This window comes from Algoriphagus persicinus, assembly GCF_035156415.1.
Lineage (GTDB): Bacteria > Bacteroidota > Bacteroidia > Cytophagales > Cyclobacteriaceae > Algoriphagus > Algoriphagus persicinus.
In genome coordinates this window covers 26,794-50,238 of sequence record NZ_JAYEEY010000025.1, presented here as the reverse complement: position 1 = coordinate 50,238, position 23,445 = coordinate 26,794, and the positions used below count along the sequence as shown (strand labels likewise).

Sequence of the window (23,445 nt, the reverse complement as noted above, 5' to 3'; positions counted from 1 at the left end):
TAAACTTACCGCAAATACATTCCCGTCAAACTTAGGAACAAACCAAATTATGAACTTTGGCTTTGAACTTCTCCATCAGTATATCGTTCACTTTCCCCTGACCAAAAAAGACATCCGCCTACCAGCAAAAAGAGACTATCAACGGAAATTTTACATTCCTCAGAAATTTGGCTGATCAACTGGCCTCTCTGTTTAATTTTTTTGCATAGGTAGATAAGTTCTCCCTCCACTATTCTTGCAGCAACATCCAACCCATAATCATGTGACAGTAGAATTACTTCATTATGTAAATCCCCAATCCCCGATTCCTTTGCTACTGACACAAGATCATTTGAAAGGTAGATGTACCTAGCAATATCAGATTCAAGTTCTCTTGTATCACAAGTATGATCTAACATGTTCCCTTTTAGGAGGTGAATAGCAATATAAACTCCAGAGCTGTGAGGTCTCAACTTTTGATATTCGTCCAAAGTTGGTTCCCTGCTTTCCATCCTGTTTTTTCTTTCCCACTGAAGTCCAGCTATGTAAGAACTCCAAATGCACTTGAATTCTTCTTTCTGATCTTCATCAGAAAAATATTCCAAGACCTGTGCATAACAGAAATCTATGGGCAAGCCAAGCTCTGACAAGATGAATTTGCCTTCCTCCAGCTTCTTGTTAGTCATTTCCTCCAAAAAATTTTCTGCGTCTTCACCATCCATTAAGTCCAATAAATCATCCAATGTGAAAAGACAAAAAAACAACTTGGCAATCCCATCCAGCTTGTTTATTTCCATCATTGGAAAAAGGTAGCATGCAAACCAATTCAGTTTTTGAACTGAGCATCGCTCTAAAATCACCCAATCTGCTTCACTATCACTGTTACTTAACCATGTCTCTGCCCAGCGTAATACCGCATCATCTATCATTTGCGAATCTGTATGAACAGCGACGGGAAAATCTGGAAGTTTCATCGTTTTATATTTTTAAGTTCATGTTTAAAACGCTCCACTGTTCGTCGGCTTACCCGGAAGAATGCTCCCAAATCATCATTTGTGATAGCTGGCTCCAGCCCGGAAAAAAGCATCATTAATTCTTCGTACCCTTTTTCAAGGCCTTTTTTACTTAATTCAAATACAATAGCATTCCGCTCATTTATGCGTAAGCTGATCTTGTGGGCCAATTCAACAAACCGGGGATACCTTTCCAAAATATCCCGTTCTGAATCGAGACTGAACTCATAAAAAATGACATCCGAAATGCATTTGAGTATGGTGTCACTGGGAATCCCGGTACGGAAAGAACGATCATCAAAAACAGTATCTGTGGGCTGGTAAATTACAGACAACGAATGTTGCACCTCATCAAATCTGTAAGATCCGATAAATCCTTCGCAGAGATACCTGCTGACAGTATCGGAATCTCCCTGTTCTTTCAATATTTTACCTCTCTTTACACTCTTTAGTTCCATTTCCGCAAACACTAGCCTGTAAGCATCCTCAGGAAGAGCCATAAGCCGGCCAATATCATCAATCAACAGTTTCTTGTACTTATCCTCCATGACCAAAATCAATTATATAAAACAATCTATCCGGATGAGGAAAAAAGCGGAGAACCTATATCTCAATCATTTTTGACCAAATCCTGACTATTAATCTAATTAGCAGAGTGTTTTGAACCAAGGAATTGAGTCATAGAATTAAATATTTAGCTGAAAAACCGACATATGTCGGAAATATGGCCAACATTTCTCATTTCCGACATCAGTCGGAGTTACATGTGGTAATCCTGATTTAATTTTAACTAGGATACAATTACATCCTGTATCTGAAGACTAAAACTAAAAGAAATGATAGGTTATGTCAAAAAACTGAGAAACAAACCGATAGAATTAACTGCTCTAATGATCCATTTGTGCAGTTTTTTACTGATGGTAATGTTGGTCTATACCGGTCTGGATAAACTGATCAGCTGGGATGAAAGCAGAAAAGCATTTCACAACCAGACCTTTCCTGCAGAGCTGGCTGAAGTATTGGCTTATGCAGTGCCGATTTCAGAATTGCTGATTGCCCTGCTCCTGCTCTTTTCAGTCACCAGATGGTGGGGATTTCTCTCAAGTATCCTCCTACTCACCGTCTTTACCACTTATGTTGGGCTGATCTGGGTGGAAGCTTTTCCAAGGGTTCCATGCAACTGTGCAGGACTGTTGCAATCACTGGGGTGGGCAGAGCACTTTATGTTGAACCTGTTGTTTATTTCACTGGGTATTTTTGGACTATATCAAAATCCAACAAAAAAGCCCAAGGCGGATGCCTCAGGTTTTTAACAGGTTGTTAAGCTTTAACTATATAGAAACATTTTGCTTCTATGATGCAAATCTAACCAATAAACCTGATTAAGCATTTCATGTTAAACCAAACTTGAAGTTAAAAAACGGGCAGGGACATTGGTCAGATCCCCACCCAAAAAATAGCAATTACAATAACCAAGCAGTTTTCCTGCTTATAAAATTTGCACCGTCTCTTCCTAAAGCAGGCAGTAGGAAGGCCAGCTTACACTGGGCGGTGCAGAGAGCGGAACCGGCTCCCAGACCGGGGCAACCCGGACGGTTCAACCTCTGAACTGGAGTTCTTGGGTGGATTCCTCAAGAAGGAAGAAATCCTAGGAAGGAACTCCTGATCAGAGGAACAGAACAAGCAATGTTTAACCGAGGGGTAAAACCTTCTCATTAACCACACGATTATGAAATCATTAACCAAAATGCTCCCTGCACTAGGATTAGTGTTCGGAGCAACACTGGCTATGGCTATGAATGTACCAACTATGGTCGCTGAAAAGACTGCCACAAAAGTTTGGACTCCCGATGCTTCTTTACCAAATGGTTATCGGGATATCACAGACCTAGAAATCAGCCAGGATTATTCCTGCAATGGCACCGGGCCGGAATGTGCAGTCGAATTCTCCAACGACAATCCGGCTACCGGCATCAAGAATGTGCTGGAAGCAGGGGTCTTTACAGAAATGTAAATTTCCATAACCGGTACTAATTCAAACACCCAGGGCAAACTTTGCCCTGGGTGTTTTCTTATCTTGGATTTTGACGTATTCCTGACCGTTGGATTTCTTCCTTTGGAATTGGAAATACGTACTTCGGAGAAGTCGGGGGAATCACCAGTTCCTCACCGGCTATTGTCCTTTTGATTTCTGTGGAATGGCCAGCTTCCTGATTCAGCCTTCTCAAATCCGACCAGCGGATTCCTCTTCCGATCAATTCTTTTTTACGCTCCAGCAAAATGGCTTCCAACAGCTCATCTCCTATCAGGGTAACCGGATCATAGAATTCAGGCTGTATTCTGTTTTTTATCAGATCATTCAGGTACTTCTGAGCCAAACTATCATCTCCGGATCTCACATATCCCTCTGCTACAATCAACTGAAGCTCACCTACTGTCAACCCGCCGAACATCGCTGCATTGCCGGTATGCTTGCCTGTATAGTTAAAAATACCAGGCTGATTTTCATTGAAGTAGGCTGGTAGACGGAGGTCGCCTTCCTGATAACTCTGTATCAATGCCGAGTCCACAGCGACCTGTCTGGAATAGAAATAGGAATAGGAAATCATCTGGGAATAAAATATCGTTTCCTCATTGAAACGATCAAATGGTCGGGAGGCATTCACATTTATTTCATTAAAATTCATTCCTCCTTCCGGATACAGCTCCAATGCCTCAGCCGCTGCTTCCACCGCCTCACTATAGGCAAATTGAGTCAGATATATCCTTGCCAACAACCCTAATGCCGCAGCCTTGCCAGGTCTGGATTTCGGCAACTGCAGATCCGGTAATAATGCTATGGACAAAGACAGATCCCCAAGCATCTGAGTATAGGAACTTTCCAGATCAGCTCTTCCAGGATTACCCGTGACGTCGGGATTTTCCTTTAAGACCAGACCCAGCGCATCCCCGTTTGCACCATTCGGGACAAATGCAGGGGTAAACTCCTGTAACAGCTGAAAATAGGCATACGCCCGGTGGAACAGTGCTTCACCTTTTAGCTTTTGTACTTCGGCATTATCATTATTTCCCAATTTTTGGATAGCATCAAGTGCTACATTGGCATAGAAAACCTGCTTGTAAGGAACTGACCAGTCCCCTACCGGCTGTCCCTGATAGGGATCATCCGCCCATCGGTAAACACTTTGCTCCAACAGACTGAATCCGTCAAAGGCACCATCCAGCATATAAAATTCATCCCCTGCAATAATAGGCAGACTGGCCTGTCTGCAGAATACCGTGGTGTTGTCCAGCAGGCTTCGAATATCCTCCACCGTGGTGGGTACTACCAGACTCTGATCCGGTTTCGGATCCAGAAAGCTTTCACAGGACATAAGCCCTGAAAGCATTAGAATGATTGTTCTGACTTTTATTTTTTTCATCATTTTATTGCATTTTAAAAAGGGGTCTGTGGCCAAAAGCCACAGACAGGTCAACGAAACTGGAGGTAACCAACCTCCCCTTATGAAGAAAGCTTAAAGACCTTTTCCCTTTTATGTGTTTAGAACGCCTCAGAAATCCAACTGAATTCCCACTGCCAGGCTTTTTAATGGTTTGCTGAATCCAAAATCAGGATCCCAATCCGTATCTGTAGCTTTCCAAATCATCCCCAGGTTGTTGGCATACACATACACTTCTGCATTTCTGAATCCAGATAGAAATCCCGCGCTGGACAGTTGCTTTAAATTGTAGCCCAAGCGAATGTCCTGTAATCGGATATGGTCTCCCTTTTCCACCAAAACAGCTGCACTTCTGTAAAAGGAATCACGGTAGAAATTGAAACCTGCTGGCTGTGATGGCACGTAAGTTTCCAATTCATCACCTGGTTGCTGCCATCGCTGGGCATAATCAGAATGACCTCCCCTTCCCTGAAGCAGCGTGTTATATTGGATGGAAGACCTCTTGAAGTAATAGCCCGTTCTGAAGGATATATTTGCCGAGAGTAAAAATCCCTTGTAGGTAACCGTATTTCGGAATGAACCGAACAGGGTTGGCCGGGCTGGTCCATGGTAGCTCACGGACTCCATACTTGCACCGTTGACAATCGCTGTGTAATCCTCACTAGGTTCCCCATCCACTATCCCAATGGGATTTCCAGTCTGTGGATTCAGACCCGCCCAGGGGTAGCTGTATATTCCGAACAGTGGTTTGCCCACATTCGGAAAGTAGGTGCCTCCCAATCCTGCCTCCCCATAATTCAACAGGTTGGATATAGCAGGCTCGATCTCAAAGTCCGTTACCTTTTCATTCAGCGCAGACAGCAGCCAGACCGTAGTCCAGTCAAACTTCCCGGCCAGGTTGTGGGTCAGCAGATTCAGATCAAATCCCCTGGTTAGGGTAGATGCGGTATTGCCTGAGAAAACTTCAATTCCCGTAGAAGGAGCATAGGGAGTCTGACCGATCAGATCCAGCCCCAGCTTTTGGTAGAATTCCAGCGAACCTGAAATCCTGCTATCCCTGGTTTCAAAGTCCAGTCCCAGATTGACAATCTTGATCCGCTCCCATCGAAGATCTGCATTGGGAGGGTTTCTGATCTGCAGGTACGGAAGCTGCGTCAGGGTATTCCGGGTTACTACCTGTGCAGTGGTGAAGGCAGTCAGGCTCCGATCCACATTTCCATTATACCCATACGAGAAGCGCAGCTTAATAAATGGCAGTGCTCCCCAGGTATAGAAATCCTCCCCACTGATCGTCCAACCTAATCCCGCAGACCAAAGCGGTACTGCCCGTTGGTTGGTCTCTACGCCAAACAGGTTGGAGGCATCCCTTCTGGCACTGAACGTAAGGTCATAGGTTCTACTGTAGCTCAGCGAGGCATTTGCATATAGTGAGTAGAATCGGTCAGCCCCTTTGCTGAGCTGATCTCTGTTGGGAATGACAGCCGTCTGAAATTCATTGGAAAACTGCGGAAACAACACCCGGTAATCCACGGGCTGCGAACTTGCCCGCTCAACGTTATAGCCATAAAACCGGTTACTGCTTCCTGCAAAGTCCAGGGCTTTCAGTTCTCCTCCTGCCAGCACATTCATTTCCAACCCATTATCCCAATCCTGGCTGAAATCCGTCTGAATTCTTGCAGAATGACTGTTGGACTGCCTGGAACTGTAATCCAAAATAGCCCCAAAAGGCACCTGCCTGATCAGATTATCAGTTTCATCGATTTGGGTAAACTGGTTGATCAGATCACGGGCATAGTAGCTGTTTTCGGCAAACAAAGTTTCAGCACGCTGGTTATTTTCCCAATACTGATACAAGGCGGAAACTTTCCATTGGTTGGTCAACCTGAAATCAACTCCCAGATTCAAACGCAGGTCATTGCTGACAGTTTCTGATAGGTTCCTACCGATTTCATCCAGCGAAACATAATCCCAATCCAGCAATCCCTGTTGTATAGACTCCTCTTTGAATGAATCCCTCAACTCTCTGCTTAAGGTCAACGGGTTGCCTTGTTCATCGGCCAATCGGGCATAAGGATACATATCCACCAAAGCCGAATAATACAAATCTTCCGGTCCGCTGTTCTGATCTACCGAAGATGATTTCACGCCGTACAAACCAGTCCTGAATACCAGCCTACCCTCCAAGAAACTGAAATCATTTTTCAGGTTCAGACTTAGCCGTTCTGTGGAATTCCCGATTACATTTCCCCTATTTTCATCCACTCCCAGTGCCATTCTGTAGCTATGAATTTTGGAACCTCCTGAAAGACCCAGGCTATATTGCTGGTTAAGTGAAGGTTGGTACAGGTATTTCTCCACATCCTTTCGCAGATCATAAGACCTAAGCTGCTGCAGCCTGGAATCCGCCTCCGCGTCTGAAATCAGCCCGTCACGCTGCTGGATCAGTGTTTCCACCACCGGGCTTAAGACCGGATGTGACGCACCGTTCTCGGAAGAAGTATAGAATCCTGCCTCAAACAGATTCATCTCCGTATCGATGTAATCCCCTACCGATAAGTTGGGAGCAAGGAAAGGATCGGCAGGCTGAATCCAGTTGGCATTGGCGCTCAGACTGACCTGGAGCGCTTGGTCATTCCTGCCGGACTTGGTGGTAATGACGATGACGCCATTTCCTGCCCTGGCACCCCAGATGGATGCTGCGGCAGCATCCCGGAGCACGGTGATCGATACCACATCATTGGGATTTATATCATCCAAGCTTCCGTCATATGGAAAATTGTCGATTACGATCAGTGGCTGGGAGAATCTCCCCAGGGTACTTCTACCTCGGATGGAAATAGGATCTCTTCCGGTATCCCCTGTACGGTTAAATATCAATCCCGAAGTCACATCCTCCAGTCTGTCCACCAGATTGGTGCTCACCCTTCTGTCTACCAGTCCCTCATCCAACTGGACAAATGAACCTGTGGATCTTGCTTTGGGAATTTCCTGATAGCCAGTAGCGAGCACTTCCACCTGATCCAGTCCTATTTCTAGGGCTTCCATTTTCAATACCAGCTCATTCTCCAATGGAATGGTACCGCTCCACTTGAGCGTAGCATAGCCCAGAAACTGTACCGTGAGTTCCTTGGCGCCTTGGGATACTTCCAGACGAAACAGTCCATCGGTATCCGCCACCGTAGTCTTGTCATCCGGAAGGATAGTTACCAAAGCACCTATCAGCGATTCCCCTGAGCTTGCATCCACTACTTTTCCTGAAAGCACTGTTCCTTGAGCAAGTCCGAGCTGAGTGATCAGCATCCCGCCGATCAACCAAATGATTAATTTTATTCTCATGGTGCCAACGGATTAAAATCCCCCACTTTTTCCAGGACCAGCACCGCAATAACTTCCTCCTGTTTAACCAGATCAAACCCATTCATGCGAAGCGCTTCACGCAGACTTTCGATATTGGAAAGCTTGGCATCTAGGAACAAATCTATCGGGTAATCTATCCCGGTGTGGTTGACGATCGGATAGGGATTGTTTTGCTGAAAACCGGAATTCAGGTGATATACAAAACCCTGAAGAGGGTAATTGCGCATACGGACACCATTTCCGTTAGCCTGATAGGCTTGCTTACCTGCCAATGCTTTCGGGAAGTGTTGTCCCTCCAACTGGACCAAAGCATACACTGTCTTACTTTTCCTTTCCACACTGGCCTTTACCTGAGGAAAGAAACGTTTCAAATCCTCCTGCATCAATTCGTAAGGATTTAAATTTGGAGGTGAGATCAGTTCGTATCCGAAGACATGGGTTCCTTCTTCCATCCAGTCCAACGCATCCTGACCTACTTTCTCTGCAAAGAGCTCTTCGGGTTCAAACCCGGGTGTTTCAATCCTGTTTCTCCCGTAATAGTCCACCAGATCCCGCTGGGAATAGGCTAACTGGAAATGCGAAAGGATGCTCATATTCACAATTCGTATATGGGACAGCCCTGCATAATCCTGAATAATTGAGCCTCCTAGCCCCGGAATATAACCGGTCATTGCCGACTGGAACCAAATGTTTTTGTTCTCCACCTGGGGACTTCCTGAAATCAGTCTGGCATTCCTGTCCAGATTAATTCGCTTATCTTTTTTCTCCCTGAAGACCCCCTCATCCCCGGACAGCATTTTATCGAGATTCTGAATGGTAATATCAGATTGACTGGTGATGGCAGCTACCCTTCCCTCCGGATCGAGAATCACAAAATGGGGAAGCAGCGTATGCGGAAAATACTCCCGCATTTTCTGCGCATTTACAACGATAGGGATATCCAGATTCTGCAGTACAGAATAGGCGGACAACACTTCCTGCACCCTGCCTTCAGGAAATATCGTCATGGGAAGAATGGCAAGGCGATCACCATAGTGATCATGCAGCTCTTCCATGTCTGCGAGCGAACCCGTACTCAGACTACAGGTAGGAGCCCAAAACTCCAGAATGACGTATTTACCCTTATAATCATCCAGACGGAGCTTATCAGAGTCATACTGTAATACCTCGGAAAACTCGATCCCCGAGGGAATGTGATCTCCGATCTTCAGGGTATCAGAGGAAGTGGAGATAGCTCCCCACTCCTCCTCTAACCCAGGTGACGCAACTTTACTATTTGCTTTTAATTCACTTCCGTATAGGCATAGCAATGCCAGGAAGCATGTGAATAGATATTTTTTCATATGATTATAATTTGATTTTCAAAGGCCATATGGAATCTCGCATGGCGGATAATCATCCCGGTGTGTGACTTTTGAGTCATGCTCGATTTCATGTGCTTTTAATTTTAAGCTGGAAGACCGGAGACGGGAGACGGAAGTGCAGTGAAGAGGGACCGAAGACAGGAGACGGAAGACCGAAGTGAGTCAGTGCTCCTTCTGGAATTCCGAGTCATTTCGAACGGAGCCTGCGGAGAGAGAAATCTCTAGCTTCTTGACTCTTGACTCTAGCTTCTTGACTCTTGCTTCTTGGCTCTAAACCAGACATAGTCTTTCCACCTTGCTCCAACCGAGCAACCAGCAATAATGAATACTAAGAAATGTGTCAGCTCTACCAGCTACTGTGAGCTTGCTGACGTGAGTGTGTGGTAACCGATTTGCTCAGGGATGTGCACCTCCCCTTAATCGGCCAGAACCTGAAATATGCATTAGCTAATCTACTGCGGGCTAAAGTTGCTTTATAATCAGTCGCTTTGCTGCTGTTTTCGAATTCACCATAGCGGTGCTATGCCTCATTCTCAAAACAGCCTGATTCTTTTGCAACTTGACCCCTCGCTACGAAACCTAATGCAGAATCCAGATTAAAAAACGAACCCTTTATATAGGATTCTTAGGCTTCAGGGGATACAGGCGATCTGAAGCGATAATGCCCTGTACCTCTGGTAATGAATAATAGGTACCGATAGGAATAGCCCCGATAGCTAACGGGGGAGAACAAACTGACTCGCTTACCAACTGAGCATACCCTCCCACCCTGTGGATCCTACAGGATACTGTCTGCAACAGAAAAGGAAGTAAATCAATCATGCTCGTTTTCATTAGAAATGAAAAATGGTAGAACGAGTCTTTCAAGATTGAGGGGAAACTATGACGGGGCTCCTATCAACCGCATCGCAGGGTTCCGACACCTCATGAAACGGAATATCGATAGGTGCCCACAGTCATAGCTATGCAAATATAGCATAACAAGACTATGAGCAGTTACCTACCGTCTCGTTCATGATAACAAAGGTCGGAATTTGCGATCGAGACTCTTTAGTAATTGCTCTTTTAGTACTCCAAGAAATTGATTCTTAGAACTCTGATGATCTAAATTTCCATAAATAAAATTTATCAAACAAGTAAAAGTTTACTTTTTACAGTAAACTTTTTTATCCCTTCGGGGATGGGAAATAGTAACGAATTAACTCATCAACAGAAAAAAGAAAGATTATTAGAATTAATCGATCTTACTGGATTTACTTTCTTAGGATTTGAAGTGTTTCTCAAATACAAGAGCGAAGGAAAATATATGAGTGCAATAAAAAGTGGTAATAAAATAGTTTCAAAATTTCTACCTAAAAAAATTGAAGATGCTTTTGGCTTTGAAGAAGGAACATTTTTCGATTTAACTAAAGAATTTGATCAAGAAAAGATAAAAGGGCCTATTAAGAAATTCTTAAAGGATCATTCCAAGGCAGATATCTCAAAATACTTAGCCACTGAAAAAGAACATATAATGGTCATAAAGAGACTAATAAAGGAAGATTTCTTTAATACCAAAAGAACTTCTCAGGAAATTCTTCAAAAATTTGAGGAATTAGGATACTTCTATACCAGCAATGACCTGTCTTATAAGTTAGTAAACTTAGCTAAAGTAAACTTGCTTCATGTAGAAAAGGTTATCAATACCCTCAAAAGTGGAGAGGAGGGCGATAGGCCGATAAATCATTATTGGGTGGTGGAGAAGGGTGTGAAATAGATCACACCTATTGTCTTTGTACTGATAACCATTCTACGTTAAATTTGTGAAACAGGTTAAAGATGGACATCAATACGAAAAATTAGTTATTTAGTTTATTTCCGTTAGGGTGCCCAAAGGGAGGGGAAGGACAGAGTTTAGCTAATACTCCCCCCTGACTCTCTGCCATTTCTAAAAACCGTTTCAATAATTTCTTCCAACATCTCTTCACCTTCTTTGGTTTTACTAAGTTTATCTCTAGTTGTACTCATAAAGTCTTCCAAAGCTTCCACCGCCCCTAGAGATTTCCCTTTTTCAAAAACATGCGAAGCCTCAATATCAATTAATTTGCTATTTAAATCCAGTGTAAGTAAGAAGAAGGCGTATTTATATAATCTTTCAACATCAACATCTTGTGCATACCATCTTAGTTTTGGGAACCATGATATCAACTCTTTTTTTCTATCCTTAGAACTTTTTATGATACTAAAGTAATTTTGAAATGAATCAATATCATCAAGGTGTGCGAACTTATTCCTAATCGACATAAAATTTAGGAATTTGGTCTTTAGATTTTTTCAACTCCTTTCAGATCATTAATCAGTCTGATTTTATTATCGAAGCTTAAACTCCCGCTTCCATAGCCAAGTGATTCAGATTCTTTCCAATCGATTCCTAAAATTCTTCCAAGTGTTTCAGAAGCTCTCCTCTCTATAAATACTGAACATTCTACAATGCAGACACGAGCCTCCTTATTAATAGACTCAAGTAGGTTTTCTAATTTTTCAACGTTATTACTAATCACTAATTTCGCTCATTAATTCAAAATAAATTAAATTCAGATGGTATATCTCCCTTTAAAAAACAGTCAAAACGTAATTGTACTATAGGATATTGTAATGTTTTATAAAGGGAATAAAATTATTGCTTTATGATTATGATAAAGAGGTATAAAAACTATCAAGCGCATCAAAAACAAATTCCTCATCCTCATCAAAGATACTTTCTAGAGTTTTTGAATGTAATGGTTCGTCTGTAATTCCATGAAGACATGCAATTTCTCTTACAAAGAAGTTTTCGCTATTCATAAGCTCTAAATCAACTCCCATACTTGCAAGTTTCTGAAGTTCAGAATCTGGTGCTTTAAAAGATTTAATAATAACTCCATTAAACAAGAAAATTGAGATGCCATGTCTATGGACATCGGAGTTGCTCTTGTTTTCAAAATACGCTTCCCTATTGGTTGCTTTGAATATCTGTGCTGTTGCCTGAGCGACATCTGCTCCCAAATCAAGTACGTCATCAATATTGCCTGATAAGATTGATTCAATAAGAGTGTGATAAAACTTAAACTCCTCAAAACCATTGATCAAACCAGCAATTTTTTTAATTTCTTCATCAGAGGAAAGGTACAAAATTCTTCCTATTCGATATCGAATCTTAGGGATTATGCTTTTTCTATGAAATCCCTTTGCTTCCTTAAACTCCCGTATTAACTGATTTACCTCTCGTATATATTTATTTCTCAGAAAATCTGCATCATCAATAATACTCTCATTGGAAATTGACAAGCTCTTTATCCAGCCTTGAAAAAGCTTCGGATACAATTTAATTTTTTCGAAACTACTTCTTTCTTTGCTTAAAATCCTATAATGAAACAACGGCAATCCAATATTATTTAGCCTTAATTGTTTTTCCAAAACTAATAATGCTTCCGGCTTGCTGATTAAATGAAATTTCACAGCTCCAATTAGCTTTTTCCATGATCTGCCGTGCTCAGTTTCTCTGAAGTCATTTTTGTATTGGAGCCAATCACTTGCTCTACCTTTTATATTTTTTGAAGATCCTTCTGAATGAAGATGAAGTCCAATTTCTTCAAGCTTAGACTTTACTATGATTATAGATTCATTAACATCTTTCTCATTTCCAACAAAAGTCATATCGTCCACATAGCGAAAATAGGATGCCGGTAAATAATTCTGAAACTCTTGATCCAAATCATGCAATATAATATTCGCCAAAAAATGGCTGAACATTGGCCCAACAAGAACACTTTTAGATTCTTTGCCATCAACCAAAGTTCGATAACTTATAATAATCCTCTCACCCAAATCAATGAATTTTTGTTCCATTTGAGTTTTATCACATTTGGCAAGCCAAACATTGATTGCCAAGTCAATGGAGATTGAGGGATAAAAGTTTTGAATATCTGTATGTTCAACTACCCCTTTAGGATATTTCTCGCATGCTAGAGCAATTGAAGACTGCCTTCTCTTCAATCCTAACATATAATTCTTAAATACCCCACTTTTACATTTATTATCAGAAAGATCATAACTAAAAACACTTTTGGGATTAGCGAATACTTCAGGATAATTGGCGCATTCATTCAGCAAAGCAGTCTCCGCTAAGGAATCATTTGGAGAAGGAAGAAAAATTTTTCTGTGCTTAATTTTCCCATCTGTTGTAATCTCCTTGAAATGATCAACAGGATAATATTTTATTTCACGGGTTAATGAAAGATTTAATGAAACCTTCTCTATCCAGTTATCTGATCTTGCTGCTGAATTCCCCAGATAATACCTTAAACCAAGATAAGAAAGTACGTCTCTTCTTCTATATTGGTTTACTGCTCTAAGGGCTAATTTACCATGCCTCATTTTAGTCATTAATATTAAGTTTTAAGGCATTTACGGCAAGTCTCACAACTGCGCTATTTGGAGCTTCCAACGGTAATTCAAATGATGAACTAGTCTTTAGATGTGTTACACCCTTCTCCAAATCTTTTTTCTTAATGAATTTTTTCAATGCTGTTTCGATTTTTCCATTTAGCCAACTGAATAAACCTCCCTGTTGAATAGCATCATTTTTTTGGGGCTCTATCCATATACCAAAACTATTTTCCTCAGAGGAATATCGTAGAAGTTCGAGAATTTGCTTCTCAGCTTCTTTCCTTTTGAGTTTCAAAAAGCCACTAAAATTGGCAACAATTAATAACCTCTTAGGATTTTGGTCAAATGCTTTAATCATTTGTTTGATCAGGTTAGTATTGCTAACCTCATTTGTCACATCCCATTCGTAAAACTGTGCTTTTACATTGATTGCCTGTAATGCTAAGGAAGGCTTTAACCTAGTTAATATGGTCTGAGCCAATTCTCTTGCAGGTTCAGAAATTTCAGCTCCGATTAGAGTAACGTCAAGGGGTTCTCTAGGGATAATTCCACATTTACGAAGTTCAGCTAGTGCTGACAAAAAAGAGAAAGTTGCTGCACCACAACCACTGGGCGCGTCAGTTATTAGAAGTTTCCCTCCAGCAAGCTGGGTCATGAAGGAATTTGAACATTTACCCACTTGGTCTTTTGGGTCGAGAACTGCCAACTGTACCCTTGCAACTGAACCATCATATGCCTGAGCAAAGTGTTCTTCGGTTTTCTCTTTGGTTAATCCCCCTACTGGTCCATCTTCGCTATTTCTCTGACCAGATAGTTCCCGAAGGCCAAGGTCATCTATTGCCTCACAATATAATTCGGATAATGCTGGTGAAATAAACAATAAATCATTTGCAGATTGCCATAAAGATAATGGTAGCAAATCAGGTTTAAGCAGACGTTCGGACATGTCCTAAATTAGTAATATTAGCCGATACTTGAGCAATCGAATTTGAAACTGCTATGAACGTTTTCACTAAATGCAATTGAAGGTGTTTTGCAAAAATGGTAATCGGGTCAGGCAGGGGGAATTGGATCCTCCCCCTCCCTCATAACTGTGCGCGAGACTCTCACCTCACCCTGCCAGTCCCGATACTCTATCAGGAGCTCTTCATGTTTGTAATTGCTTTGTACTAAGAGTACTTAAAGCTGAACCAATTTCCAATGCTCAAATAAGCTCGATGAGATGAATCACTACAGACACCTCATCTGTTTCTTGCAACAGATCTTTCATCTTTTGTGCACTCAACAAAAAACTAGTTATAAGTTATAGAGCATATTTTTCAATATTAATTACATTACCCTCTCCAAACCACTCTTTAGCTTTCGTTATTACTTGGGCTTCGGGATTGTGGAAGAAAACTGCTAAATTTTCTTTTGCCCTTGTACAACAAACGTAAAATATTTTTTGGGTTCTATCCAATACACTAGCCGAACCTGCTTCTAAAAAAAGATTACCAAAGTTATAATTGTTCCATCCGCCATTATCAAGTATGACTAAGACATTATCAAATTCTGCACCTTTGGTTTTGTGCTGCGTTGAAAATGGTGTTTGTCCTTCAAGGTATTCATAAAGTTTTTGAAATTCACTAAACTTAACATCCTTCACTCGATTATACAAATACTCTTTAATCTCTTTAAAAGCAATCAATTTATCATCAATCAAACAAATCCCCCTTTCATTTGCATCATTAATGACTTGTTCAATTGTACTATCTCCAACGTTCAAAAGAATTTCAATGTTTTCCTTTAAGGCTTTTTTACTTGCAATACTTGTTATCCGAAATCGATAATCGGTTACTCTTAAAAATTCATTGTATTTTTTGTTCTGATAGAGAGAAATATTGTTCTGAATTTTGAATAGATGTTTAATAAGGTTATCTCTTTTTGAGCCTTTCCTATTTTCATCATCTTCATCTTGTTTTTTATCATCAATTAGGGCATCTTTATTTAAATAGATTTTTCTTATTTCAGAAAATGGTTTATCCTTTAGCTGATTGTACAATTCTACTTTTATAGGGTCCGCTAATAAAATATCTTTCTTCAGTACTCTTTGTCTATTTTTTAATCCAAACTTATCTACAACAGTATCGAAAGTATCATCTTCATTAATTTTAATTTCTGGTCTATTATTTTTCTTGTTATCCTTTATTTTATTAAGGATATCCGTTTTCAAACCAATTACAGGGTCATCATCATAAATATCCATCAAGGTTCTAAAACCTGCTTTGCCTGCTATTAAATTGTGAGTAAGATTAAGTTCTTTTGTTTCCTTTGAATTTTTAAAATCCCAAGCATAATTTGCTGCTAAAAATTCTTCAACTTTGTGGATATCTCCATCAGTGGAATGCAGAAACAAAACAGTTCCTTGCTTTATTAAACCATTAACCATATTAGGAGCTTTCGGGTCGGCAGAAGGTTCTTGAATTATACCATCAGTACGAAGTTTGTTTGCTAAATCAATAATAAGTTTGGGATTTCTTCTATTTTGCTTCTTTGGAATTTCGTTTACTTTTTCTGCATCATCTCCCTTGTAATCGTCCAAGTTACCAATACCATCTTCATAAATTGCTTGCATAGCATCTCCAAAAAAACCTATGATATTCATTCTTCCACTTTTCTTAAAATGTGTAAGGAATGTTTCTACAACGGCTTTGCTTGTATCCTGGTACTCATCTATGAAAATGAACTTATATTTATCTTTTACAATGCTGCTAAGCTTGGGATATTTTTCAAAAAGATAGCTGGCTACTATAAGCAATTCATCGTGAGATATAATTCCTTCACGTATTCTGACAAACTCTTTGTATTGTACACCATCAGTTAAAACCGCAAAATAACTATCCGGAACGGGATTGACTTCTTCAATAGAAATTTTAGTTACTTCTTCATTATTTACCAAGGAAATAAGAGCTTCTTTAAGCTCTTTTTGAAAGTTTTTGACACTATCCCATAAGAAATCGTGTATAGTAGATACATTAAGATTTTTGTGGTTTACTCTTTCTTCAATTTCTTTTACTGCGGCATTAGTATAGGTCATACAAGCAACCTTAGCCGTTGGATTTTCAGCTATTGCCTGCCTAATTACGTTTACCAAGGAGTAAGTCTTTCCACTGCCTGCACCTCCACTTAATAAAAAGTTTCTACCATTATCAATAGATTGAAAAATTTCCTGTACTTCTGGTTCTAAATTTAATCTTCCTTCAACCATAACAAACCATTTTTAATGTAAGTAGGAATATTCCAATTACTAAATTTTTCATCACTGTGGTATAAGATATCCAAGGCAAAATGTGTCTTCTTCTTAACACAATTCGCAGCTAAAACATAAGGGATTTTCGCATCATCATCAAAATCAGTAGCATTTTTTATCCCTTGGAAAGTATCTTTATTTCCTTTTACGAATGCTCTATTTAGGTGTATAAAGGCATCTTCAAAACTTCTTGCGTGATAGGTGCTTTCTTCCTGTTGGTAACATATACAAACTGTGGAACTCCCGACAGTAATTGTTCTATTAGCAAGAGATAAGGATTTTAAGTCGTCCCAAGTTACAGCATTCAAGAAATGATTAATTGCTGAGTTACTTGTTTTTGTGCCCTCACTTACAGGGCATGCTCCCCATTCTTCTTTCCCTTTTGCATTTTGACCTGTTACCTTTATAGAATCTATGTCTGTTAATATCACTGATTTAATACCCAAGAAGTCAATAAACTTCTCAAAGATTTGAGAATAAGCCCCAACTTCGATAATTGATATATTTTGCGATAAAAGCGGTAAGAAGGTATCTTCATTTCCTTCAGCTTCTAAACGAGAAGCCTCTTCCAAATCAATTTTTCGCATAAAAGTTGGTATCAAAATTCTTTCAGTATCTCCCTCAATAAGAACAGCTTTATCAGCAAAAAATATTTCAGCTCTACTAATCGTTAGATATTGTTTCAAGAATTGATACTGTTTTGGGTCAGCATCATATTGAGTTCTTAAATCTTTCAGGTTTTTCGCAGTTACATTATTCTTTGTTGTTGCTTTCAAATATTTAATATCATCGAAATCGCTATCTGCGACAATGTGAGATGAATGCGTTGTGATTATGTACTGTAATGGTCTGTTTATACCATCATCTCTTTTGATGCCTTCTCCAAGCAGTTTTTTTATATTTTTTATAAAGACATACTGCATTTGGGGATGGGTATGAGCTTCCGGTTCTTCTATAATAAGCAAATTAATATCTGTTGGCTTTTTGACTTTATCTTTTTTGAAATCCTGTACAAGAATTTCAATTTCAAAAATCATACTTATTAGGTTCATATAACCCAAACCGTTATAATGCTCTGGTAACTTATGGTCATCGTGAGTGTACACCACTGTAGTATTCCCTTCAAGCAATTCTCGGTGTTGCAGTGTTGAAATAATTGCTATATCAGTATCATTTAACTTAATGCCACCAAAATCATGTACCTTTTTTATTACATCTTTAAACAAGTCTTTGTAGATGTCGCTTAAGGTACTATCGGTCTCGGAAAGCTGGTCTTTGAAATCTTCTGTAGCTTGGGTCTTATCGCTACTATCTTCTTTCTTTTTATAAAGGCTAGAAGTTTGTTTTGAGAGTGTGTTTTCCTTTTCCTTATTTGTCACGTCCCTCCTTGCACTTATGTATTTGAAGCTGATAATATCTTTTAAATTAATATTTTCACTAATAAGGTCGATTGGTTTAGTTTCGGTAATCTCTTTTGTAGCAGTATCGTACTCAAAGGAGAATTTATGAATTTTAAAGTAAGCTTCTAAGTTTTGCTTTAAAAAATCTTTTAGTTCCCTTGGCTTATATTCTTTCTTCTTAACATTTTTGGCATTTTCACTGGCTGCGAAGGCTCCATAGTCAGCTTTAATTTTTAAAAAATCATCATTGATTACAGTGTACTCAAAACCTAAAACAATATTATTATTATCAGGATCTAAATCCATTAATACTCTGCTAACATTAGATAAGTCATCAGTATCGTTATATTCAATATAAATTTTCAGTTTAATGCCTTTGGGCAGGAATTCGTCGGGAACATCAGCCGACTTGATTAAACCTTCTAATTCGTTTTTAAAATCAATATTGAAATCATCATAAGAAAATTTACTTTTCTCATTTATAAATTTATCAAGAACTGACAGAATAGAAGTCTTTCCTGTATTGTTTTTCCCGATAACAAGAGAAAGTTCATTTTCAAGGTCCATTGAGAAAGTCTTCAGTAATCGAAAATTTTCAACTTCTATTTTCCTTATTTTCATATTATTAAGGGTTGATTGACAAAGTGTTGGTAGGTTTAGTGCAACGATTCTTAAATGAGATTTGGCATGTTGCGGCACCAGCCTCTTCATACAAATAAGTGGGTTCGTAAAATCGGAAGGATTTTCCAAGTGTGGACAGACCAAGCCATAGTTTATAAACGGTGTTGGCATTTGTACTTATTCCGCAACTACCTTGAGTAATCCATTTAATTTGGCTAGTAATTCATCAAATGTCAAAACATCCACATTTTTTTGATTGGAACGAAGTAATTCAAAGCATTTATTTTGATGTTCAGTCAGATTGTTTTTCATACCAATTACCAAAATAGATTTTGGATCAATTATTCTTTCTTTATTTCCAAAATCTCTTAAAAAAACATCTTTTTGGTCAAGACATTGACTTATTCCACCTGATAAGTCATCTGAGTAAGCAAAAACATCAGGTTTCCTATATGCTGTTTTCTTTAATAAATCTTTTTTATGCGTTTTAATTTCTAATAAAGCAAAATTATCTTGAAAACCATTTTCAAATAGAAAATCAACTATACGACCATCTTCGTTTTCTAAAGTTTTGCCTCCAACGTAAGCTTCTTGTTTTCTTAAAATAACTTCAAAAGGGAAAAGATGATTTAGAATCCAAGAATTTTTACCAAAGAAAATTTGCCATTGTTTTTCATTATCATTTTTTGCTGACATGAGTCTCTCAAAATTTTTAATGATATCTTCTATGAAAACTTTATTTATTTTATCACGAGTTTTTATAAAATTGGTAGTAACAGAAATCTTACTTGGTGGTGCAGTTTCCATAACCGTTGATAGAGACTCAATATCAGCTTTTGTTACTTTTTCAAATGAGTCGAATTTTTTTAAAAATGCGTCTAATTGTCCAGCGTTTAAAAATGCTTTCTCTTTTTCAAGTTTTGTTGTGATACCGGCCATTTCATTCGTTATCATTAACTTTCGTGTCCTATCGTACCATCTCTTTTCATTTCCTATTTTTTTAAGAATTGGAAATAAGTCTGCCCAATTTATTGTAATGGTTTTTGTGGAAAATCTATTTTGAATATTAATTCCTACCGTAAGTTTTTCGACTTCTTTAAACTTTGAATAGAGAACTTGGGTAAATTGCCTCACCCTATTTGATCGAAAACCGTATCGACCAGTAACTTTGAAGTCATTAGGTATGTCAGATTCCTTTTCCCAACCTCTTAACTCAATTGTATGAATCTTTTTCAATTTTACACTTCCATCGGTCGGATTAACTGAATATGGATAGTAAATAAACTTTTTCTCTTTTTTAAATATTTCTTTAGTTTTATGAACTGGTTTGCCCGTATCGTCACAATATGAAAAAACCTTTTTAGCTCCTGTATTGATCGTTACGTTTTCTTCGTTTGGTTTATAGTCAGGCATAATCTCTCTTTAGTATTAATGGCAACTTGTTTATCTACGCAACAACGTGGAGATTGTCAGCTGAATAATGGGTAGCTAACCGCCATTACCTCTCGCTTTCAATGCCGGTGGTCATTGAAGACACATCTGAAATAAGAAAGTGCCAGTTAAGTACTCTCATCTGGACTTCAGAATCAAAAGGTGTTTGATGGTTTCCGGATTTAAGCCCGGATGGGTGATAAAAGTTGGCTGTTCTACCTCACCCCCTGCCCTCTCCTGAAGAGAGAGGGTGATCGGCTCTGCTCCAGATGGAATAAAGGGTAAGAAGTAGGTTGGTTGTTTTCAAAAACTAAAAGGCTTGTGCAAGAAAAGGAATAAAATGATAGCAAAACATACCCTGTACAGGGTATTTTTTTAGGGAAATGACAAGAAATCTGAAGGAATTGCAGTGTTTTTTGGTCGATCAGCAGAATTATCTGCATCCCTCTGAGCGTTTTTACACATCAAAACAGAAGGTGAGTATCCTGGGTTCGGAGCTGCAAGGTGGACGATAGGTTTGGCTTCCCTTTACTATCTGTGAAAGAATAACGTTTGCTGTATACGAATTATCGAATCAGCTTTTTCACCCGTGGGATTATATTTAGCGGTTATCGAACATGTCCGCTAAAAAAACAAAAGTATCGATCAGAGGGGCAATATGCCCTGGAATACTTCCGAAAATCTATCCTAAAGGGGTCAACATGCTCCGGAATATCCAGTAGCCCAGAGTCCGATTCTGATCACTACTATCACTTTGTCACGCCTGAAAAGAAAGGGATATGAATCCATGCTTTCCTATTAACTCAAATCGCAACCTAAAATCCAGTGAAGCGCCGTATACGAGACCCGTACGTACGGTGGTGTGAGAGGCGCACCGTGGGCTTATGGCTCACGGCCGTCTACTCGGTTAGCCCATTGTTATTCTATTTCTTCGTATTCTTCTTCCAGCTCAGTTTCAATATGGTCTTTTCCGTGAATTTTATCGTGGCACTTAGTACATAGTACCATAATATTATCCAATTCAGATTTACCTCCTTTTGCATACATCTCTTTATGGTGATATTCTGCTTCTTTGTAATCCTTGAACTCTATTTCACATTTTGGATATTCACATTTACCCTCTGCTTTTCTAAAGGCAGCAATTTTTTCTTCGTTATTTATTTGTCTTTTGTCGTCTAACTCGTTCAAGTCGTATTTTATTAAAAATTCAACTATTAATATTCTCTTTCTTAATGTTAGAATTTTTTCAGACCAACCACCTCTAACATTGTCATAGAATCTTTGATAATTGGCCTTTGAAGTTCTAAATGATTCATCGTAAACTTTAGAATGAAATGATTTAATGAAATTTCTAATATTTTCTTCTTGCCCATGGAGGGAATAGCCAATTTTTAATTCCCTAACCATTGTGTAAACCGCAATTACCCAAGCGTGCTTTTCAAGATATTTATAGCTTCCCGGTTCTTTTGGAAAACATTTTTCAAGAAAATTTAATACACTTATGGCGTTTTTATATTCTTTGGAATTTTTCCCTAATTCTTTATGCTGGTCAAAGAAATTATAGAGTTCGTTAGAACCCATTTGCTTGCATCCATACATTTCGTAAAACAAGAGTCTTGCTGCGTCTGGATAAACACCATATCTATTTTGCGAAATTCCAATTGAATATTTCATAAAATCGTGGTTAGCAATTTCTCGCATACATTCTACAATTGTACCAGGATTTGCATTTAATCTTTCTCCAAGTTGCAAAGGTTTACCTCGTTGAAGCCTTGAAAATATTAATCTAACTCTTTCATCATCATAGTCCTCCATAATGTGAAATGTCAAATTGTAATTTAAAAAAATCTCCTTTTGGCTATCAGATAATGGTTTCTCTCCATTGAAAGTTAATCCGTGATTTTTTTCTCCAGAGAATTTCTTGTTTAAGGGTAATTTATTCTCGTAAAACTCTTGAATGCAATGGAGGCGTTGTTGTCCATCAACAATGTAAAACTTCTCTTCGTCTGATTTATAATTCATAAAGAAGATTGGAATAGGTTCTCCTTTTAAAATAGTATCAATTAGACATTGCTTATCCAATTTAGACCACGCGTCAACTGGTCTTTGATAAGTATGGTCAACTTTGTATTTATTTCTGTCGTTTATGAATTTCTGTATTGTTGGCATATTTCTTTTATAATGTGGGATAATCGGGTCAGGCAAGGGAATTTCACCCTCACATTCCCACAGAACTCCCTCCTTGCGGGACAGGCTGTGTATGAGACTCTCTTCTCACACTGCCTGTCCCGATCTATATCAGGGGCTCTTCATGTTTATAAATCGTTTGGTACTAAAAGCACCTAAGGTTGAACCTATTTCCAATGCTCAAACAATCCTAATTTTAATTACAACACCAACATAGTGAAAGTTTTCTCTTATTAATTCCCCTAATTCAAATTGGTCTAAACCCTCCATTTCATCGTTAGTTTCAAAATTCGTGAATTCCCCGATTGATTCACAAAAAAAATCGTATTCAAGCCTACTTTTAATTTCATGGCTAAAATTACAAATCATATTTTTAGCTTTGACTTTCGCTGAATCAATATCCTTCTGTTTCTGCTCTAAACTTTCAAATACTTTTTTTTTGTAAATGTAGACAAAGTAGGCACCTTCTATCGAAGATCTATCAAAGGCCTTTAGATAATCTAACAATCGTATCAAATCTTCTTCAACTAATATTATTTGTGGATTTATCAATTTGACTTCTATGGGGCAAATTGCCTTGAAATCTGAATTATAAATTGCGATGTCGATAAAACCAGATCTTTCTATTCCCCATTTGTTGTAGAAACTTGGTTCTGTCATGAAATCCCCAATTTCATAACTTCTCTGATGAAATTTTTCAGTTCTTGCTTCTAATTCAATCTTGTAGTCAGGAAAATCAGATTTGATTTGGGTTGCAATTTTATATTTTAATAAGTATTCTGGTTTCAGATTGGCATAATCGAAGCCTCGCAGCTCAATATTTTCAGTAAATGCATTCCTTAATCCTTTTAAAATAGACACTTCCATATAATCGATTTTTAAGAGTTGGGATATTCAAATCACACTAAATGGCGGAGTGGGATTTGTAATTCCGCATTGATATCCGAAGCAATTTGA

18 protein-coding genes are annotated in these 23,445 nt (G+C 38.8%); 3 read left to right on the top strand and 15 right to left on the bottom strand.

Annotated elements, in window-relative coordinates:
- Positions 1–47: 47 nt before the first annotated feature.
- Positions 48–953: a terpene synthase family protein gene (locus tag U3A58_RS17425; protein ID WP_323825614.1), complete on the bottom strand. Its 906-nt coding sequence runs from the start codon at positions 951–953 to the stop codon at positions 48–50.
- Positions 950–1,540 carry a Crp/Fnr family transcriptional regulator gene (locus tag U3A58_RS17420; RefSeq protein ID WP_323825612.1) on the bottom strand — a complete coding sequence of 197 codons (591 nt, stop codon included), beginning with the start codon at positions 1,538–1,540 and terminating at the stop codon, positions 950–952. Before U3A58_RS17420 ends, U3A58_RS17425 begins: the two co-directional genes overlap by 4 nt.
- Before the next feature lie 288 nt (positions 1,541–1,828).
- On the opposite strand from U3A58_RS17420, the gene U3A58_RS17415 reads away from it, so the two are divergent.
- Together U3A58_RS17415 and U3A58_RS17410 are read left to right on the top strand one after the other, a co-directional pair.
- A complete protein-coding gene (locus U3A58_RS17415; protein ID WP_323825610.1) occupies positions 1,829–2,305 on the top strand; it encodes a MauE/DoxX family redox-associated membrane protein in 477 nt (158 codons plus the stop codon).
- Positions 2,306–2,721: 416 nt separating this feature from the next.
- Positions 2,722–3,006 (top strand): DUF6520 family protein, encoded by a 285-nt coding sequence (locus U3A58_RS17410; protein ID WP_323825608.1) that lies wholly within the window; start codon positions 2,722–2,724, stop codon positions 3,004–3,006.
- 58 nt (positions 3,007–3,064) lie between these two features.
- Here the strand turns inward: U3A58_RS17410 and U3A58_RS17405 are convergent, their stop codons facing one another.
- From U3A58_RS17405 to U3A58_RS17390, 4 genes are all read right to left on the bottom strand, one after another.
- Positions 3,065–4,417: a RagB/SusD family nutrient uptake outer membrane protein gene (locus U3A58_RS17405; protein WP_323825606.1), complete on the bottom strand. Its 1,353-nt coding sequence runs from the start codon at positions 4,415–4,417 to the stop codon at positions 3,065–3,067.
- Positions 4,418–4,543: 126 nt separating this feature from the next.
- Complete coding sequence (locus tag U3A58_RS17400) at positions 4,544–7,768, bottom strand: SusC/RagA family TonB-linked outer membrane protein (protein WP_323825604.1); 3,225 nt, start codon at positions 7,766–7,768, stop codon at positions 4,544–4,546.
- Positions 7,765–9,132, bottom strand: coding sequence for a peroxiredoxin family protein (locus U3A58_RS17395; protein WP_323825602.1), 1,368 nt, complete (start codon positions 9,130–9,132; stop codon positions 7,765–7,767). Before U3A58_RS17395 ends, U3A58_RS17400 begins: the two co-directional genes overlap by 4 nt.
- Before the next feature lie 633 nt (positions 9,133–9,765).
- On the bottom strand, positions 9,766–9,987 hold the full coding sequence (locus U3A58_RS17390; RefSeq protein ID WP_323825600.1) for a hypothetical protein: 222 nt from the start codon (positions 9,985–9,987) through the stop codon (positions 9,766–9,768).
- 346 nt (positions 9,988–10,333) lie between these two features.
- On the opposite strand from U3A58_RS17390, the gene U3A58_RS17385 reads away from it, so the two are divergent.
- The gene (locus tag U3A58_RS17385; RefSeq protein WP_323825598.1) at positions 10,334–10,909 is read left to right on the top strand and encodes a hypothetical protein; all 576 of its coding nucleotides are present in this window, start codon (positions 10,334–10,336) and stop codon (positions 10,907–10,909) included.
- A 137-nt stretch (positions 10,910–11,046) separates the two neighbouring features.
- On the opposite strand, the gene U3A58_RS17380 is transcribed toward U3A58_RS17385, so the two are convergent.
- The 9 genes from U3A58_RS17380 to U3A58_RS17340 form a co-directional block, all read right to left on the bottom strand.
- Positions 11,047–11,436, bottom strand: coding sequence for a hypothetical protein (locus U3A58_RS17380; protein ID WP_323825597.1), 390 nt, complete (start codon positions 11,434–11,436; stop codon positions 11,047–11,049).
- 20 nt (positions 11,437–11,456) lie between these two features.
- Entirely contained in the window at positions 11,457–11,693 is a 237-nt protein-coding gene (locus tag U3A58_RS17375) for a hypothetical protein (protein WP_323825595.1), read from the bottom strand.
- 130 nt (positions 11,694–11,823) lie between these two features.
- On the bottom strand, positions 11,824–13,557 hold the full coding sequence (locus U3A58_RS17370) for an RNA-directed DNA polymerase (protein WP_323825593.1): 1,734 nt from the start codon (positions 13,555–13,557) through the stop codon (positions 11,824–11,826).
- A complete protein-coding gene (locus tag U3A58_RS17365) occupies positions 13,550–14,506 on the bottom strand; it encodes a hypothetical protein (RefSeq protein ID WP_323825591.1) in 957 nt (318 codons plus the stop codon). The genes U3A58_RS17370 and U3A58_RS17365 overlap by 8 nt, the downstream gene beginning before the upstream one ends.
- A gap of 357 nt (positions 14,507–14,863) precedes the next feature.
- Positions 14,864–16,807: a UvrD-helicase domain-containing protein gene (locus U3A58_RS17360; RefSeq protein WP_323825589.1), complete on the bottom strand. Its 1,944-nt coding sequence runs from the start codon at positions 16,805–16,807 to the stop codon at positions 14,864–14,866.
- Positions 16,789–18,870, bottom strand: a complete 2,082-nt coding sequence (locus tag U3A58_RS17355) for an ATP-dependent endonuclease (protein WP_323825587.1) — start codon at positions 18,868–18,870, stop codon at positions 16,789–16,791. The genes U3A58_RS17360 and U3A58_RS17355 overlap by 19 nt, the downstream gene beginning before the upstream one ends.
- A gap of 177 nt (positions 18,871–19,047) precedes the next feature.
- On the bottom strand, positions 19,048–20,283 hold the full coding sequence (locus U3A58_RS17350) for a Shedu immune nuclease family protein (RefSeq protein WP_323825585.1): 1,236 nt from the start codon (positions 20,281–20,283) through the stop codon (positions 19,048–19,050).
- A 936-nt stretch (positions 20,284–21,219) separates the two neighbouring features.
- Complete coding sequence (locus U3A58_RS17345; protein ID WP_323825583.1) at positions 21,220–22,470, bottom strand: GmrSD restriction endonuclease domain-containing protein; 1,251 nt, start codon at positions 22,468–22,470, stop codon at positions 21,220–21,222.
- Positions 22,471–22,668: 198 nt separating this feature from the next.
- Positions 22,669–23,355, bottom strand: a complete 687-nt coding sequence (locus U3A58_RS17340) for a hypothetical protein (RefSeq protein ID WP_323825581.1) — start codon at positions 23,353–23,355, stop codon at positions 22,669–22,671.
- Between the last annotated feature and the right edge of the window lie 90 nt (positions 23,356–23,445).

Excerpts from the sequence above, each read along its gene's own strand:
- U3A58_RS17425 (WP_323825614.1), bottom strand. The coding sequence starts at position 953 with ATGAAACTTCCAGATTTTCCCGTCGCTGTTCATACAGATTCGCAAATG.
- U3A58_RS17420 (WP_323825612.1), bottom strand. The coding sequence starts at position 1,540 with ATGGAGGATAAGTACAAGAAACTGTTGATTGATGATATTGGCCGGCTT.
- U3A58_RS17415 (WP_323825610.1), top strand. The coding sequence starts at position 1,829 with ATGATAGGTTATGTCAAAAAACTGAGAAACAAACCGATAGAATTAACT.
- U3A58_RS17410 (WP_323825608.1), top strand. The coding sequence starts at position 2,722 with ATGAAATCATTAACCAAAATGCTCCCTGCACTAGGATTAGTGTTCGGA.
- U3A58_RS17405 (WP_323825606.1), bottom strand. The coding sequence starts at position 4,417 with ATGATGAAAAAAATAAAAGTCAGAACAATCATTCTAATGCTTTCAGGG.
- U3A58_RS17400 (WP_323825604.1), bottom strand. The coding sequence starts at position 7,768 with ATGAGAATAAAATTAATCATTTGGTTGATCGGCGGGATGCTGATCACT.
- U3A58_RS17395 (WP_323825602.1), bottom strand. The coding sequence starts at position 9,132 with ATGAAAAAATATCTATTCACATGCTTCCTGGCATTGCTATGCCTATAC.
- U3A58_RS17390 (WP_323825600.1), bottom strand. The coding sequence starts at position 9,987 with ATGAAAACGAGCATGATTGATTTACTTCCTTTTCTGTTGCAGACAGTA.
- U3A58_RS17385 (WP_323825598.1), top strand. The coding sequence starts at position 10,334 with ATGGGAAATAGTAACGAATTAACTCATCAACAGAAAAAAGAAAGATTA.
- U3A58_RS17380 (WP_323825597.1), bottom strand. The coding sequence starts at position 11,436 with ATGTCGATTAGGAATAAGTTCGCACACCTTGATGATATTGATTCATTT.
- U3A58_RS17370 (WP_323825593.1), bottom strand. The coding sequence starts at position 13,557 with ATGACTAAAATGAGGCATGGTAAATTAGCCCTTAGAGCAGTAAACCAA.
- U3A58_RS17365 (WP_323825591.1), bottom strand. The coding sequence starts at position 14,506 with ATGTCCGAACGTCTGCTTAAACCTGATTTGCTACCATTATCTTTATGG.
- U3A58_RS17360 (WP_323825589.1), bottom strand. The coding sequence starts at position 16,807 with ATGGTTGAAGGAAGATTAAATTTAGAACCAGAAGTACAGGAAATTTTT.
- U3A58_RS17355 (WP_323825587.1), bottom strand. The coding sequence starts at position 18,870 with ATGAAAATAAGGAAAATAGAAGTTGAAAATTTTCGATTACTGAAGACT.
- U3A58_RS17350 (WP_323825585.1), bottom strand. The coding sequence starts at position 20,283 with ATGCCTGACTATAAACCAAACGAAGAAAACGTAACGATCAATACAGGA.
- U3A58_RS17345 (WP_323825583.1), bottom strand. The coding sequence starts at position 22,470 with ATGCCAACAATACAGAAATTCATAAACGACAGAAATAAATACAAAGTT.
- U3A58_RS17340 (WP_323825581.1), bottom strand. The coding sequence starts at position 23,355 with ATGGAAGTGTCTATTTTAAAAGGATTAAGGAATGCATTTACTGAAAAT.